We start from the raw sequence: 14,858 nt of genomic DNA on the forward strand, positions 1-14,858 counted from the left end.
TGCGCCATGCCGCCTAGGGGGCGGGCTCGAAGCCGATGACCGCCTTCGTCTCCAGGAATTCATGAAATGCGAACTCGCCCCATTCACGGCCGTTGCCCGACATCTTGTAGCCCCCAAAGGGGGCGTTGAGATCAGGCGGTGAGCCATTGATATGAATCTGGCCGGCTCTGATCTGGCGCATTACTCGACGCGCATTGTCGATACTGCCGCTCTGTACATAGCCTGCGAGACCATAAGGCGTGTCGTTCGCGATCCGAATGGCGTCGGCCTCATCTTCATAGGGGATGATCGCCAGCACCGGCCCGAAAATCTCCTCGCGCGCGATCGTCATGCCCGGATCGACATCCGCGAAGATAGTAGGCTTCACATAGTAGCCCGTCTCAAGATCATCCGGCCGTCCGCTGCCGCCCGATACCAAGGTTGCGCCTTCATCGATCCCGACCTGTATCAGCGACTGGATCTTGGACCATTGTGCTTGCGAGACAACGGGTCCGATTGTCACCTCTCTGTCCGGGGCCCCTACCGAGATTGCTTCGGCCGCTGTCCGGGCAATTGCTTTGACGCGCTCGCTAAGGGCCACAGGGACCAGCATTCGCGTTGGAGCGGTGCAGGTCTGACCGGAATTGTTCATAACTGCTCGAACGCCACGGGTGACGGCTTCTTCGAGGTTGGCGTCGGGTAGAATGATGTTGGGGGATTTGCCGCCAAGCTCCTGGTGGACGCGTTTCACGGTTGCGGCGGCCTCGCGCGCGACTTCGATGCCGGCCCGCGTCGATCCGGTGAAACTGATGAGGTCGACATCCGGATGGCGCGACAAAGCGGCCCCAACCGTAGGCCCGTCGCCATTGAGGAGATTGAACACGCCGGCCGGCACGCCCGCTGCGTCAAGTATCTCGGTCCAAATCTGGGCCGAGAAGGGGGCGATTTCGGAAGGCTTCAGCACCATGGTGCAGCCCACGGCGAGCGCCGGCACGACCTTGCAGGCGATCTGATTTATCGGCCAGTTCCATGGTGTGATCAGCGCACACACGCCGATTGGCTCTTTGGCGATCAGCGTCGTGCCTTTCTGCTCTTCGAAGGCGAAATGCTCGAGTATCTTGATCGCTGTCTTAAGATGCCCGGCGCCCAGGGCCGCCTGCGGGCCTTTGGCGAGCCAGGCCGGAGCCCCCATTTCTTCGGAAATCGCTGCTGCCACGTCGCCAATCCGCCGTTGATATTCCGAAGCAATCGCCTTGAGAAGGTCAATCCGTTCCTCGCGCGTCGTTGAGGAGTAGGCCGGAAAAGCGGCGCGTGCTGCGGCGACGGCGGCATCGACGTCCGCCTGGGTGCCCAAACTGATTACCCCGGCGCTCTTTTCCGTAGCCGGATTGATAACCTCAACGGTGTTTGCCAACTGCGGCTCCACCCAGCGTCCGCCAATATAAAATTTCCGATAGTCGCGCATGATTTTTCTCCACGGATCGGCTATGTTCCGCTCCGACTAAGTCATTCCGCAGTCGAGCAACTTGGAGCCATCAGCTCCGGTGCGTCTGGTTCAATCATTGTCTGGCGTAGACAAACTCCGAACCGGTAAGGTCGATGTAAGGAATTTCATCACGCTCGGCCCAGTAATCCTGATTGTGCCGCCATTCTGGCTTGTCGCCGCTGCGCGGCATTTGGCCAAGTCCGCGAACAAGATAATTGGGGCTGAAGTTGTCCTCGTCGATCCAGGGCAGCAGGGGCATGTCGCGATCCTCTTGCCGTAGCACGACATCGACGCGCTTAGCACCGACTGCATCCATGTGGTTCAGCAGCCTGCAGACGAAGTGGCCGAGCATATCGACGCGCAGTGTCCAGCTCGCCCGGAAGTAGCCCATCACCCACACGAGGTTGGGAACACCCGTAAACATCATGCCGCGATAGGTGACCGTGCTGTTCCAATCGACAGGCTGTTCATCGACGGTGAAACGGATGCCGCCCATCATGAGAAGGTTGAACCCGGTGGCGGCAACGATGATGTCGGCCTCGATCAATTCGCCCGACTTCGTGCGAACTCCTTCTTCCGTGAAGGTGTCGATTTCATCGGTGACGACTGTCAACTGACCGGCGACCGCCGCTTTGAAGATGTCACCACCGGGGCAGAAGGCGAGACGCTGCTGCCATAGGCGATATCGCGGCGTGAAATGCGGCTCAAACTCGAAGTCCTGTTTGCCCGTAAATGTTCGGACGCGCTCCTTCAGCTCTTCGAAGACGATATCGGGCTCGGTCAAGCACCGGTTCGTCATCACATTCTGGTCGTGCAGGATCTGGGCGCGCACGACGCGGTGAATCGTCGGCGCATCAATGCCGATTTCGCGCAACCGTTCGGCAAGCTCGTTTCGATTTTCCGCGCAAAAGAAATAGGTCGGCGAACGCTGCAGCATGGTCACATGAGCAGCTCGCTTCGCGAATTCGGGGATGACGGTCGCAGCGGTAGCGCCAGACCCGATAACGAGCACCTTCTTGCCCTCATAATCGATCGAGCGATCCCACTGTTGCGCGTGGACCAGAAGCCCATTGAAGTTCGCCGTTCCTGGCCAGTCGGGAAGATAGGGTTTCTGGTGATCGTAGTAGCCTTGGCACATCCAGAGGAAGTTGCAGGTGTACGTCAGGCTCGCGCCATCAGCCTTGCGGACTGCGTTGACTGTCCAGAGATTAGATTGGCTGTCCCATCCACATTCGGTGACGCTGTGGCCAAAGCGAATGTGCTGGCCAATCCCGTTCTCTTCGATCACTTCACCAAGATAATCGAGGATAGCCTGGCCCGAAGCGATGGGGCTGCCGAGCCATGGTTTGAACTCGTAACCGAAGGTGTGCAGATCAGAGTCCGAGCGGACCCCAGGATATTTGTGAGTGTCCCACGTCCCTCCGAAACTGTCCTTGGCCTCAAGGATCGCATAGGACTTGCCCGGTGCCTGCGTCTGAAGGTGATAAGCAGACCCGAGCCCGGAAATCCCGGCTCCAATGATGAGCACATCCACATGCTCGGACCTGTTCTCGTTCAACCTGCTCTCCATTCCGTTCTCAGCTTTTGACCGGACGCTCCCTGGCTACGAGCGCGGATCCCGCCGCCACATCAAAAGCGCCATCTTGCGCCAAGCAAGCGACATGCCAGTCTGCCTTGCCACAAAAGTCTGCGCCATTATGGGCTTCACCCATGGACGTGCCGCATGCGGGGCCGATCTTGTCTTTCAGGCGGCCACAGGCCGGGCCCGATTGTATTCTTCGACGGCAGGCCTGGGATTCATGGGACGAGCACCGCGCGGCCGTGGACGCGTCCTTCGCGCAGCCGCTGATAAACATCGAGGGCATCGTTGAGGGGAAAAGTCTCCACCTCGGCTTTGATGCGGCCGGCTTGAGCGAGAGCGATGACCTCGATCAGCTCGGTGCGCGAGCCCCAATAGGGTAGGTCGATGCTGTACGCATAGGGTTTTATGACGGGCAGGGCGATGGTCCCACCGCCCATGCCTACCACGCTGATCCGCCCACCGCGTCCGACGATGCTCGTGCACAGCTTGATCGTGGGCTGGATGGCTACGAAATCGAACGCTACCTTCACCCCGCGCCCGCCGACGATATCGAGGATCTGCGCTCTTGCCGCTTCTCCGTCACTGGTGTTGACGACGTAGGTTGCGCCAAGCTCTCGGGCGTGGGCCAGCTTGCTATCGTCCACATCGCAGGCGATCACCTGAGCGGGGCATAGTGCCGACAGAATCTGTACCGCCATATGTCCCAGCCCGCCCACGCCTACCACGACGGCGGTCGCATCGGGGGTCAGCAAGGGGAGTGCATTCTTGATCGCGTGATAGGGCGTCAACGCTGCGTCGCTGAGTGGGGCGGCGGCTGCGGGGTCAAGTCCACCAAGCGGTACGAGCAACCGGGGGGAAGGAACGATCATATAGTCTGCCATCCCCCCATCGGAGCCCAGACCTCCGCCGAACGAGGGAAGGCTCGCATGATGCTCGCAATGATTTTCCGCAGATCCCTGACAAGCATGACAGCTTCCGCAGCCCCAGGGACCGTACACGGCCACTGCGTCACCTTCCTTCCAGCCGCTTACACCGTCGCCCAGTTCGGCAATCCAGCCGGCGTTTTCATGTCCCAAGGTGAAGGCGGGTAAACTGCGGGGTCCTTCATCGAGGATATGCAGATCCGAATGGCAAACCCCTGCGCCGCCGACCTTGATCAGCACTTCTCCGGGGCGTGGGCTCGGTTTTGCAACGTCAATGATCTCGGGCGGTCGGCCGGATTCGATGAAACGGACTGCTCTCATATGAGCTGCTCTCCCTGTGCTCGTTCGCGTCACGCGGCGGTCATTCCGCCATCGATGACGAGCTCGCTCCCGGTTACCCAATTCGCTTCATCGGATGCGAGGTAAAGGCAGCCATAGGCGACGTCGGAAGGATGTCCGAACCGTCGCAGAGGCGTTGCCTCCATCCGCTTTCTACCCACTTCTCCATTATGACCCGTTCTGGCCAAAGGAGTATCCACAAAGCCGGGATGTACTGAATTCACCCGAATCTTATCCGCTGCATATTGAAGCGCCGCTGCCTTGGAGAACAGGCGAACGGCACCTTTGGAGGCGTTGTAGGCTGCGTTTCCAAAGGAGCCCACGAGTCCGCAGATTGACGACATGTTTATGATCGAGCCGCCGCCCGACCTGGCCATCGCGCCGTGGACGCTCTTAGTCCCCAGGAATACGCCGTCCGCATTGACCCGCATAACCTCCGTCCAGGCATCGAGAGGTAAACCCGGGAGGTCCATCACGACCATCTCGCGGGTTACCGGATCAATACCGCGTGCAATGCCGGCGATGTTGCACAAGATGTCCAATCGCCCATGGGCCTCTTCCACATATTGGACTAGGGCGCTCCACGCGCCTTCCCGCGTGACGTCGAGACTGCGATATTCAGCGATCCCGCCGTCGCTGACGATCGAAGCTGAAACCTCAATGCCCATAGCGTCTTGCCGGTCACACAGCACGACCGTGGCGCCGTGCCGCGCAAAAAGACGCGCGGTTTCTGCGCCGATTCCTGATGCTGCTCCCGTTACGATGGCGACTTTCCCGGGCAGCCGTTTGCCTGGTTCCAAATCCAGCTCCTATTCTTTCGGCGGCACCGGTCCGGCCGCTTCGCGGTTGAACAGTATGCAACAACGGTGCCAGTCAGGCTCAATCTGGCATGACGCTTGCTATGAGCTACGGGCTCTTCGCATAATTGGAGAGGAGCGGGATGATCTCGCGCGTATTGATCGCGTGGCGACCATCGGAGAGGAAAGTTGAAAGCAGCCCCGATGACAATCGACCTGACAAAGCACTGCCGCGCGTCCTCCCTGAAGCCCGCGCGAGCGTCACTATGAGTGATCAAGTGATGGTAACGAGGTCGCCAGCGTCGGCCGAGCGTGACGGCTGGTATTCCTATTACGTCCTGGTGGTTCTGCTGCTGGTTTACATCTTCAACTTTGTGGACAGGCAGATCCTCGCCATCCTCGCGGAAGACATCAAGGCGGATCTGGGCATATCCGATTCCCAGCTCGGGTTTCTTTACGGAACGGCCTTTGCGATGTTCTACGCCACGTTTGGCATTGCATTCGGACGCCTGAGAACACCGGGAATAAAAGGGGCCACGGATCGGCCAGTCTCACCGGATTAAAAAGGGGCCAGTCCTGCTAGACCTCCGTTTTTGGGCGGAGGTGGAGGATGAAGAGAGTGGAGCTTTATCAGAAGGTCCGCCGCGCCGTGCTGATTGACGGGATGAGCCGTCGCGCTGCCGCCCGGTATTTTGGGATCAATCGCAAGACCGTCGACAAGATGCTGTGCTTTCCAGAGCCAGCAGCGCACGGCCGGAGCGGGCAAACCTACAGCCGCAAGCTGTCCGGATTTACCGACATCATTGACCAAATCCTGGTGGATGACCGCAAGGTTCACATCAAACAGCGACACACTGCCGCGCGTATTTTCGAGCGTCTGCGCGATGAACATGGCTTCACCGGCGGCATCACCATTGTTCGCGACTATGTGGCGGGCGCCAAGTTGCGCAGCCGCGAGGTGTTCATACCATTGAGCCACAAGCCGGGGCATGCGCAGGTGGATTTTGGTGAGGCGGACGGGATCATCGACGGCAAGTTGGTGCGGTTCCACTATTTCTGCATGGACCTGCCGCACAGCGATGCGCCGTTCGTTAAAGCCTATCCTGCCGAGGTGGCTGAGGCATTTTGCGAAGGGCACGTGGCGGCCTTTGCCTTCTTCGGCGGCATCCCGCAGTCGATCCTGTATGACAACACCAAGCTGGCAGTGGCGCAGATCCTGGGCGACGGGAAGCGCGAGCGCAGCCGGATGTTCTCGACCCTCCAGAGCCATTACCTGTTCGAAGACAAATTCGGGCGCCCCGGCAAGGGTAACGACAAGGGCAAGGTCGAGGGGCTGGTCGGTTATTCCCGGCGCCACTTCATGGTGCCGAGGCCAGAGGCGCCCAGCTTTGATGCGCTGAACGCGCGCTTTGTCGAACAATGCATGGAGCGACGACAGGCCATCTTGCGCGGGCATGAGCGCAGCATCGGTGACAGGCTGGTGGCTGATCTGGCGGCCTTTATGCCGCTACCGGCGGTGCCGTTCGATCCCTGCCATATGGTGACGGGGCGGGCCTCGTCGATGTCGCTGGTGCGCTATCGTACCAATGATTATTCGGTGCCGACGGCCTATGCCCACCAGGAGGTCGTAATCAAAGGCTATGTCGATCGGGTTGCGATCATCTGTGGCGGGGAGCTGATCGCAGTGCATCCGCGCAGCTATGAGCGGGAGGACTTCATTGCCAACCCGCTGCACTATCTGGCGCTGTTAGAACAGAAACCCCGCGCGCTTGATCAGGCAGCGCCGCTCGATGGCTGGGTGCTGGCTGAACCGATGCATCGCATCCGACGACTGATGGAGGCGCGCAGCGGCAAAGAGGGACGGCGCGAGTTCATCCAGGTGCTGCGGCTATGCGAACGCTTCGAGCAGTCCCTGGTGGAATGGGCAGTGGCCCGCGCGCTGGAGATGGGGGCAATCAGCTTCGATGCGATCAAGATGATCGCGCTGGCCCGCCTCGAACAGCGTGTGCCGCGCCTCGATCTGCAATTTTACCCGCATTTGCCGCGCGCGAATGTCGGGCGTACCGATCCGCGCACCTACATGGGCCTGCTCTCGCAGGCAGGCACTCCAGCGACGGGAGTGGCAGCATGAGTGATCCCATGATGCCGCTGCCAGCCATCGAGGCCGAACCCACCAGCGTGCCGCCCGCTGTACTACTGGCCAACCATCTCAAAGCGCTCAAGCTGCCCACCTTTGTGCGCGAGTATGAGAAGGTCGCCTTCGAGGCCGCGCAGGATCGGGCCGATTACCCCCGCTATCTGCTGCGCCTGTGCGAACTTGAACGGATTGATCGCGAGCGCCGGATGGTGGAGCGCCGTATCCGCATGGCTCGCTTCCCGCACACCAAGAGCTTTGACACCTTCGACTTTGCAGCCCAGCCATCACTGAACAAGGCCTTGGTTCTGGAACTGGCGCGCGGTGAATGGATCGAGCGGCGGCGTAATGTCATTGCGCTGGGCCCCAGCGGCACCGGTAAGACCCACACCGCCCTCGCGCTAGGACTGGCTGCGTGCCAGAAAGGGCACAGCGTGGCCTTCACAACGGCCGCGGCGTTGGTCCATGACCTGATGGAGGCTCGCGACGAGCGTCGCTTGCGCAGCCTGCAAAAGCATCTGGCATCTGTAAAGCTGCTGATCCTCGACGAGTTGGGATATGTACCATTCACCGCCGTGGGCGGCGAGTTGCTGTTCGAGGTACTCAGCCAGCGCTATGAACGCGGCAGCACGCTGATCACCAGCAATCTGCCCTTCGATGAATGGACATCGGTGTTCGGCTCCGAACGCCTGACCGGCGCCCTGCTCGACCGGCTGACACACCACGTCCACATTCTCGAGATGAATGGTGACAGCTTCCGTCTCGCCAGCAGCCGCAAGCGCCAGAAGGACAAGGGGGAGGATAAATGACCTAAGAACGGGCGGCCATCGGCAGCGGGAAATCGGCTTCCGCTCCGCTCCAGCCGCTTCCCCGCTGCCGATGCTGCCCAGCCTCAACCTTGGGGCTTTTTGTTCAAACCAACTGGCCCCATTTTAAACCGGTGCCTGGCCCGTTTTTATCCCGGCGTTGACACCGGGCCGGCGCTGAGTTCGGAAAACAGCTGCGAGTCGATCGCCATCATGTCGGTGTAGCTGCCCAGCGCGCCGAAGCGCCAAAGCATCTGCCGGGTGACGGCCACGGCCACCGGCGACGTCCATTCGGCAATCTCCAACGCCAGCTGTCGGGCGCGTGACAGCAGGTTGTCGGCACCCACTATTTCCGATACGAGGCCCGCACCGAGCGCCTCCTGGCTGCCGAATGTTCGACCGGTCAGGCACCATTGGAGGGCTTTGCTCGTGCCGACGATCTGGGGCAGGAACCACGCGCTGCCGACCTCGGGCGTCACTCCTCTTCGGGTGAAGGCAAACGCGAAACGTGCCGTGTCTGAGCAGATGCGGAAGTCGAGAGGCAAGGTGATCGTGGCGCCGATGCCAATGGCCGCGCCATTGATGGCCGCGATCGAGGGCTTCCGCGCGTTAAACACGGCATCGACGTACAGGCGCTCGGCGTTGGGCTGCGAGGCGTCGGAGGGCGTGGCGCTCTTGAAGTTGTCGCCGCCCGGAGACAGATCCGCACCTGCGCAAAACGCGCGTTGTCCGGCAGCGGTCAGGATGATGACCCGGACATCGTCATCGCAATCGGCCGTCAGGAATGCGTCGCGCACTTCCAGTATCATCGGCCTGACATAAGCATTCATCCGGTCGGGCCGGTTGAGCGTGATGGTCGCGATCGGGCCATCGATCTGATACAGAATATGTTCATAGGCTAACGGCATGCTTCGTCCTTCAGAGCGCGCCGAAGGCCCAAGGAGACACGGTAGCGAGGATCATGGGTGAGCTCGAAGATCGAGTCGATGACCAGAGTGATCCGGCCAAGCCCCACCCTTTTGGCCCACTCGATGGGACCAAGCGGATAGTTCACGCCGAAGCGCATCGCCGAATCAATTTCTGCCTCTTCCGCCACGCCGTGGAGAAGCGCTTCGAAGGCTTCGTTGGCGAGCATTGCAACCGTCCGCATTGCGACGAGGCCGGGCCAGTCGGGAAGGCGCGTGGCTCGTTTGCCGGCGCGACCGGCTGTCGCGACAAACCGGTCGGCATGAACATCCGACACATCTTGCGAGGTGCAAAATCCAATCCTGTTCGATGACCCCGGATCGAGCATGAGATCGAACAGGATCACCGGCCGGCCCTCGGCGTGTGCTCGGTCAGCCGCAGTTCGTCCGTCAGTAAGAGCGATCAATACGCCATCGACGATCGTCTCGCTGCTGAAGGCGGGGGCGTCGTAGGGTTCCGCATCCGAGCATGCCGCGACGGTGTGCGGTTCTTCAATCGGAGAGCCTTGCCCGTAGTCGTAAAATCCCCGCCCGGATTTTCGTCCGAGCCAACCTGCCTGGACCAACTCGAGCTGCACGAGCGACGGCCGATACCGCGGATCGCCATAGAAGGCGTCGAACACCGAGCGGCTGACCGCATAGTTAACGTCATGGCCGATCAAATCCATGAGTGCAAAAGGCCCCATGCGAAAGCCAGCCGATCCCGTCAGAATAGCGTCTATCGCCGCCGGACCGGCGACTTGCTCTTCATAGAGGCGAAGTGCCTCAGCGTAATAAGGGCGCGCCACCCGGTTCACGATGAAGCCGGGTGTGGAACGTGCCTTGACCGTCGTCTTTCCCCATGAACGCGCCGTCGCGACCAGGCACGCCATCGTGGCGGGAGTGGTCGCGAGACCGCTCACCACTTCGACGAGCCGCATTACCGGCGCAGGATTGAAAAAATGCAGACCGGCAAAACGGCTAGGCTCATTGAGCTCAGCGCCGATAGCCGTGATCGAGATGGACGACGTATTGGACGCAAGGAGCGCATCGGGCGCCACGATAGACTCAAGGCGGGCGAACAAGGCGCGCTTGATTTCCAGATCCTCGACGATCGCCTCGATGGTCAACCGCGCAGGTGCGAGGTCATCAATAGTGTCGCAAGGTGTGATGCGCGAGGCAATCGCGTCGGCGTCCTCCGGCGACATCCGACCCTTCTCCGCGCTACTCTTGAGTTGCGCCCTGGTCCGCTCGCATGCTTCCTGTGCGGCTGCCTCGCGTGAATCGAACAGAAGCACTTTGTGGCCCGCCGCGGCGGCGACATGCGCAATGCCCGCGCCCATTGTTCCGGCGCCGATTACTGCGACAATGGCCGAAGCCGGCAAAGCTCCATGCGACGTCATGGCGACCTCCTCTCCGGGGTTATGGCTCAAGGATCACCTTCCCCTGGACCCGGCTGTGGCGAAGATCTTCCAAAGCCTCCTCAAAGCGGGCGAGCGGCAGTTTCTTAGAGATGTGAGGCTTGAGCTTGCCCTCCTCCCAGAGCTGGAAAATCTTCTGCTGGGCGACGCGCACACCTTCAGGGTCGCGCTCGCGGTAGTCCGACCACTGAAGGCCCGCGACCGCGATATTTTTCACCAACAGATAGTTTGTCTTGATCGTCGGGATGTTACCTGAGGCAAAGCCGATGATTACCATGCGACCGCACCAGGCAAGCCCGCGCAATGCGGCCGCGTTGGCTTCGCCGCCGACCGGATCGATGACGACGTCGCAGCCCTTGCCGCTCGTTACGCCATAAACGGCCTCGCGCAGCCCATCCCGTAGGTCTGCCGCGGCAAGATCGACGACATGGTCGCAACCGAGCGCAGTGGCGACCTGCATATTCTCCGCACCCAGAACGCCGCCGATAACGACCGAAGCACCCATCGCTTTGGCGAGTTGCACCGCCGCGGACCCGACGCCGCCAGACGCTCCCAGAACGAGCACGCTGTCGCCCGGTTTGAACGATGCTCGATGAACAAGGGCGAAGTAGGAGGTCTGGTAGACGAGGCCAAGCGCAGCAGCGACATCAAACGGCATGGCTTCGGGCAGACGGAATGCGGATCGGTGCGGAACAATCAGCTGTTCGGCATAGGCGCCATATTCGACTTGGGCGGCTACCCTACTTCCGATCGCGAAGCCCTCTACATTCGCGCCGGCGGCGGTGACTATTCCAGCGGCCGCTTTACCCGGAGAAAAGGGCAGGGGCGGCTTGATCTGGTACTTGCCTTCCATCACCAGAAGGTCGGGATAATTTGCTTCGCTCGCGCGCACTTCGATGAGAAGATCGTCGTTCCCAGGGAGAGGAGCAGCTACCTCCGTGTATCGCGCATTGCCAATCGGCCCGAATTCATTGACCAGTACAGCTTTCATCCCGTCTTCCTCGTCAGCCTTTCCACGCGCTTGCGTTCGTCAGTGCCCGAATTTCGATCCGTCGGGCTTGCGGCGCTCGGCGAAGCTGGCCGACAGCTCCTTGGCTTCATCAGTCCCGAGATATTGGCGCAACAAAAGGTCGTGGGTCACCCGTGAGAGTCCGGCGACGCCACCGTGACGTGCGTTAAACGCGCCCTTGATCGACGCGAGGGCGAAGGCGCCGCGATCAGCGACATCCAGGGCGAATTCCATGGTCTTCTGCTTGAGCTCCGCATCGGGAACGACGCGGTTTATAAGTCCGATGGACTGAGCTTCGGCGGCGCTCAGCTTGATGTTGGTATACCACATCTCCTTCGCCTTCTTCTTGCCGACGAGGTCCTCGAGGTACCAGGTGCCATAACCCGCATCGAACGAGCCCATCATCGGACCGACCTGTCGGAACACCGCGCTTTCCTTGGCGATCGTGAGATCACAAACCATTTGAAGGACGTTGCCGCCGCCGACCGCAAATCCATTCACGCTGGCAATGACGGGCTTCTGTAGCCGATCGATCGCTTCGTACATCTCTAGCGTCGGCAGCACGCCAGCATAGAGATTGGTATCTTCCATCCCGTCCTTGCGGCCGCCGATGCAGAAGAACTTGTCGCCGGCGCCGGTAAGGACAACCACGCGGGTCCTCGTTTCCCGACGAATTTGCTCGATGCAGTCCCGCAGCTCATGGCACATGGTTTCAGTGAACATGTTCCCGTCGTCAGGGCGATTGAGGGTGATAACGCCGACCGGCCCAACCTCTTCGTAAAGAATCTCGGTAAAGCTCATTATATCTTCTCCAGCGTCGTTCTAATCATGCCGTCAGGCCGGTTGTGGCCAGCGCCACATACTCTTTCGAATGTTGGCCGAGGCGGGGCGGGGCCGAACAGGGCGTCGCGATCTTACCGTCTATGCGTATTCCCAGCCCAATCTGCGGGACCTGGCGTTCGCCATCGCGAAGCGTGAAAAGAAAGCCGCGGTCGTGCAGCGCCGTGTCCGCCGCAAGGTCCTCTACGCTGTTGATGGGGCCAGCCGGCACGCGAGCAGATGCGAAGATTGCGAGCCAATGGTCTCGCGATTCCGTGAGGAGAATGGCCTGAATTCTCTGGACGATCTCCGTTCGACAGTCTCGCCTGGCGGCGTTGCTGTGGAATTCGGGCCGCGCGCCAAAGCCAGGATCTCCCATAGCCTGCCAGAAGCGACGCCAGATGGCGTCGTTCCCGAGGCCCAGAGTGAGCGGCTGATCGCTGGTCTCGAACTGCTGGTATATTGCGATGACGCTGTCAGTGCCGCCGGACCTGACAGGAGCTTCCCCGGCCCCAAGATAGGGAGAGACACGGCAGCACAGAAATCGCGTCATGCTTTCAACGAGACTGACGTCGATCAGATGGCCTTTCCCCGTGCGCATCCGGTCGAACAATGCGGTGACGGTCGCCATCGCCGCATCCTGCCCCGCGAGCATGTCGGCGGCAGGGGCCCCAACCTTCTGGGGCGGCCCAGCGGGATCCCCTGTAATGTCCATGATACCAGAATAGCCTTCCGCGATCAGATCGTAGCACGTCAGGTCCGATCGCTGACCGGTCAGTCCGAAGCCGGTTATGGACGTGAAGATTATGTCGGGCCGCAACTGCGTAAAGCTCTCGTAATCCAGTCCCAGCTTCCTTTGCGCTGCCGGCGGTTGATTGGTGATAACCACGTCAGCCAGACGCGCCAGGTTGCGAAGGACCTCGCGGTCCTTGCTGTCCTGTAAGTCGAGAACGACGCTCTTCTTGTTGCGGTTGACGGCGGTGAACCACAACGATTCGCCCTCGAGAAACGGTGGACCCCATTTGCGCGCATCGTCGCCGTCGGGCCTCTCGATCTTGATGATCTCCGCGCCGAAGTCCGACAGCAACATCGAAGCATACGGGCCCGCAATGGAGGTCGTCAGATCAAGAACCCTGATACCCGACAGGAATGTGAAGCCCTCCCCCGCATCGACAACCGGCAATACCTCCATTGGTCGCGGATCCATTCCCACCTCGCCTAACTCCAATGCCAGTTTCTGGCTCTGCCGATCGCACGACGAGCGATCCAGGCTGGCTCTGCAAGCTGCATGCCATTCGATCCGAACGAAGCGACCGATCGCGGTTATGGGGTGATTTGAGGCGCGCCGGTAATCAGAACCGGTTGCTTGTATCCCTCCCGGCCAATGCGTGCTGGGGACTGTATTTCTGGAGAACAGCTTGCGAACTAGCCCCGCGAGAGCCCCTCGCGCAATCTTTCAAGCGTCTTTCGGCTCCTCCGCTCCCGGTGTCCGAAGCCGTATTCCATCCATGAGCAAGGACATGGACTGTCGAATGAAATGCCTTTGAAGCGTGGCGTCATCAGACTGTCGGCCAAAAACAGTCTCAATGGTGTGGCGCGCTTTGAATAACATGTCTACCGCGCCCATCACGTATAGATAAAAGACCATAGGGTCGATCTCCCGGAATACCCCTTGAGCGCGGCCCTGTTCAAGAATATCGCGCTGGATTTCCACCGCAGGCCGAAGCAACCGGTTCACAATTTCATCCCGAGACTGGGTACTGCTGCGGCGCAAAAGTTCTGCGGTTAATGGTAAAAGATAAGGATGCTTGGCCCACGCTTTCACCATTCCCGTCAAGTGGCGTTCAAGCCTAATTTCGGGCGGATCATTGCGTTCGCGTTGCTTCTCCGATGGCTTCGTGATGAGCGCCTGGTCTTCGTCGAGGATTGCAAGCAGCATCTCCTCCCGGCCGCCGAAATAATAGCTGACCAGAGCAATATTCTTACCGGAACGTTTGGCGACCTCAGTGAGTGTAAATTGCGATCCGCCTCGCTCACCCAACAGGCTGCGTGCAGCCTTGAGGATAGCGCTCTTACCTTCGGGACGCTTTTCTGAGGATCGTGGCGGCTTGGTTGCCATGAAGAATGCTGACCCTGATTTCTTGGAACGACGGAACAGTGCATAGCGTAACATGCCCGCATAGCTAATTCGGACGTATCAAGAATCCCTCCCCGCCGGAGATATTTTCAATGCGTATCCATCGTAGCATGTGCGAACCAACTCCACCATGCCCGTCGCCTTGACCTCCTCTGAGGATCACCACGCAACTGCCGATCTCCGTAGCTTCATATGCCCTCCTCATTTTGCCTTGCGGAGTCCGGCTAACGTGCGGACCCGACTCGTGCTTTGTCGGGGGCGATGGAAATGCGCGGGAAATGACCTGCCCATCGAAGGCTCGGAGCAAGCAATCCGACAAAGACAGCCTTTCGAATTTTAGAAAGCTACGTAAAATCAGTCAGTAAGCTCATAGGCTGTCTTCCGTGGCTACACGCAGCCTTGACGGACATTAAAAAAATTTTTAATAGCAGAGCAGGGCCATCGCGCCGGTGAAGGCGCTCACTAGGGCCAGAGAGGATCAC

At 60.0% G+C, this 14,858-nt stretch carries 12 protein-coding genes and 1 pseudogene; 3 read left to right on the plus strand and 10 right to left on the minus strand.

All coding sequences use genetic code 11. The annotated features are described in order from the left end of the window. Window positions 1–13: 13 nt before the first annotated feature. The 4 genes from CMV14_RS08190 to CMV14_RS08205 form a co-directional block, all read right to left on the minus strand. Window positions 14–1,444 carry an aldehyde dehydrogenase family protein gene (locus tag CMV14_RS08190; RefSeq protein ID WP_066969981.1) on the minus strand — a complete coding sequence of 477 codons (1,431 nt, stop codon included), beginning with the start codon at window positions 1,442–1,444 and terminating at the stop codon, window positions 14–16. A 94-nt stretch (window positions 1,445–1,538) separates the two neighbouring features. Then, window positions 1,539–3,023 (minus strand): flavin-containing monooxygenase, encoded by a 1,485-nt coding sequence (locus tag CMV14_RS08195; RefSeq protein ID WP_238147229.1) that lies wholly within the window; start codon window positions 3,021–3,023, stop codon window positions 1,539–1,541. A gap of 239 nt (window positions 3,024–3,262) precedes the next feature. After that, entirely contained in the window at window positions 3,263–4,291 is a 1,029-nt protein-coding gene (locus tag CMV14_RS08200; protein ID WP_066969996.1) for an NAD(P)-dependent alcohol dehydrogenase, read from the minus strand. 29 nt (window positions 4,292–4,320) lie between these two features. Then, window positions 4,321–5,109 (minus strand): SDR family NAD(P)-dependent oxidoreductase, encoded by a 789-nt coding sequence (locus CMV14_RS08205; protein ID WP_066969984.1) that lies wholly within the window; start codon window positions 5,107–5,109, stop codon window positions 4,321–4,323. 278 nt (window positions 5,110–5,387) lie between these two features. Here CMV14_RS08205 and CMV14_RS08210 point away from each other — a divergent pair. The 3 genes and pseudogenes from CMV14_RS08210 to istB all read left to right on the plus strand — a co-directional run. Next, window positions 5,388–5,618, plus strand: a pseudogene (locus CMV14_RS08210) (MFS transporter); the annotation flags it as partial. A 98-nt stretch (window positions 5,619–5,716) separates the two neighbouring features. Next, on the plus strand, window positions 5,717–7,237 hold the full coding sequence (gene istA, locus CMV14_RS08215) for an IS21 family transposase (RefSeq protein WP_096367681.1): 1,521 nt from the start codon (window positions 5,717–5,719) through the stop codon (window positions 7,235–7,237). An 11-nt stretch (window positions 7,238–7,248) separates the two neighbouring features. Then, on the plus strand, window positions 7,249–8,049 hold the full coding sequence (gene istB / locus CMV14_RS08220; protein ID WP_066970386.1) for an IS21-like element helper ATPase IstB: 801 nt from the start codon (window positions 7,249–7,251) through the stop codon (window positions 8,047–8,049). 146 nt (window positions 8,050–8,195) lie between these two features. Here the strand turns inward: istB and CMV14_RS08225 are convergent, their stop codons facing one another. The 6 genes from CMV14_RS08225 to CMV14_RS08250 form a co-directional block, all read right to left on the minus strand. Beyond that, window positions 8,196–8,954 carry an enoyl-CoA hydratase-related protein gene (locus CMV14_RS08225; protein WP_096367697.1) on the minus strand — a complete coding sequence of 253 codons (759 nt, stop codon included), beginning with the start codon at window positions 8,952–8,954 and terminating at the stop codon, window positions 8,196–8,198. Further along, entirely contained in the window at window positions 8,945–10,393 is a 1,449-nt protein-coding gene (locus CMV14_RS08230; protein WP_066968447.1) for a 3-hydroxyacyl-CoA dehydrogenase NAD-binding domain-containing protein, read from the minus strand. Before CMV14_RS08230 ends, CMV14_RS08225 begins: the two co-directional genes overlap by 10 nt. Before the next feature lie 19 nt (window positions 10,394–10,412). Further along, window positions 10,413–11,402, minus strand: coding sequence for an NADPH:quinone oxidoreductase family protein (locus tag CMV14_RS08235; protein WP_066968448.1), 990 nt, complete (start codon window positions 11,400–11,402; stop codon window positions 10,413–10,415). A gap of 39 nt (window positions 11,403–11,441) precedes the next feature. Beyond that, window positions 11,442–12,221, minus strand: a complete 780-nt coding sequence (locus CMV14_RS08240; protein ID WP_066968450.1) for an enoyl-CoA hydratase-related protein — start codon at window positions 12,219–12,221, stop codon at window positions 11,442–11,444. Window positions 12,222–12,246: 25 nt separating this feature from the next. After that, window positions 12,247–13,431 (minus strand): CaiB/BaiF CoA transferase family protein, encoded by a 1,185-nt coding sequence (locus CMV14_RS08245; RefSeq protein ID WP_202820888.1) that lies wholly within the window; start codon window positions 13,429–13,431, stop codon window positions 12,247–12,249. Window positions 13,432–13,695: 264 nt separating this feature from the next. Then, complete coding sequence (locus CMV14_RS08250; protein ID WP_176489079.1) at window positions 13,696–14,358, minus strand: TetR family transcriptional regulator; 663 nt, start codon at window positions 14,356–14,358, stop codon at window positions 13,696–13,698. Window positions 14,359–14,858 lie beyond the last annotated feature (500 nt).

This window comes from Rhizorhabdus dicambivorans, from assembly GCF_002355275.1.
Lineage (GTDB): Bacteria > Pseudomonadota > Alphaproteobacteria > Sphingomonadales > Sphingomonadaceae > Rhizorhabdus > Rhizorhabdus dicambivorans.

Coding starts and splice junctions, on each gene's coding strand:
- CMV14_RS08225 (WP_096367697.1), bottom strand. CDS start 8,954: ATGCCGTTAGCCTATGAACATATTCTGTATCAGATCGATGGCCCGATC.
- CMV14_RS08250 (WP_176489079.1), bottom strand. CDS start 14,358: ATGGCAACCAAGCCGCCACGATCCTCAGAAAAGCGTCCCGAAGGTAAG.
- CMV14_RS08200 (WP_066969996.1), bottom strand. CDS start 4,291: ATGAGAGCAGTCCGTTTCATCGAATCCGGCCGACCGCCCGAGATCATT.
- istB (WP_066970386.1), top strand. CDS start 7,249: ATGCCGCTGCCAGCCATCGAGGCCGAACCCACCAGCGTGCCGCCCGCT.
- istA (WP_096367681.1), top strand. CDS start 5,717: ATGAAGAGAGTGGAGCTTTATCAGAAGGTCCGCCGCGCCGTGCTGATT.
- CMV14_RS08235 (WP_066968448.1), bottom strand. CDS start 11,402: ATGAAAGCTGTACTGGTCAATGAATTCGGGCCGATTGGCAATGCGCGA.
- CMV14_RS08245 (WP_202820888.1), bottom strand. CDS start 13,431: ATGGAGGTATTGCCGGTTGTCGATGCGGGGGAGGGCTTCACATTCCTG.
- CMV14_RS08230 (WP_066968447.1), bottom strand. CDS start 10,393: ATGACGTCGCATGGAGCTTTGCCGGCTTCGGCCATTGTCGCAGTAATC.
- CMV14_RS08190 (WP_066969981.1), bottom strand. CDS start 1,444: ATGCGCGACTATCGGAAATTTTATATTGGCGGACGCTGGGTGGAGCCG.
- CMV14_RS08240 (WP_066968450.1), bottom strand. CDS start 12,221: ATGAGCTTTACCGAGATTCTTTACGAAGAGGTTGGGCCGGTCGGCGTT.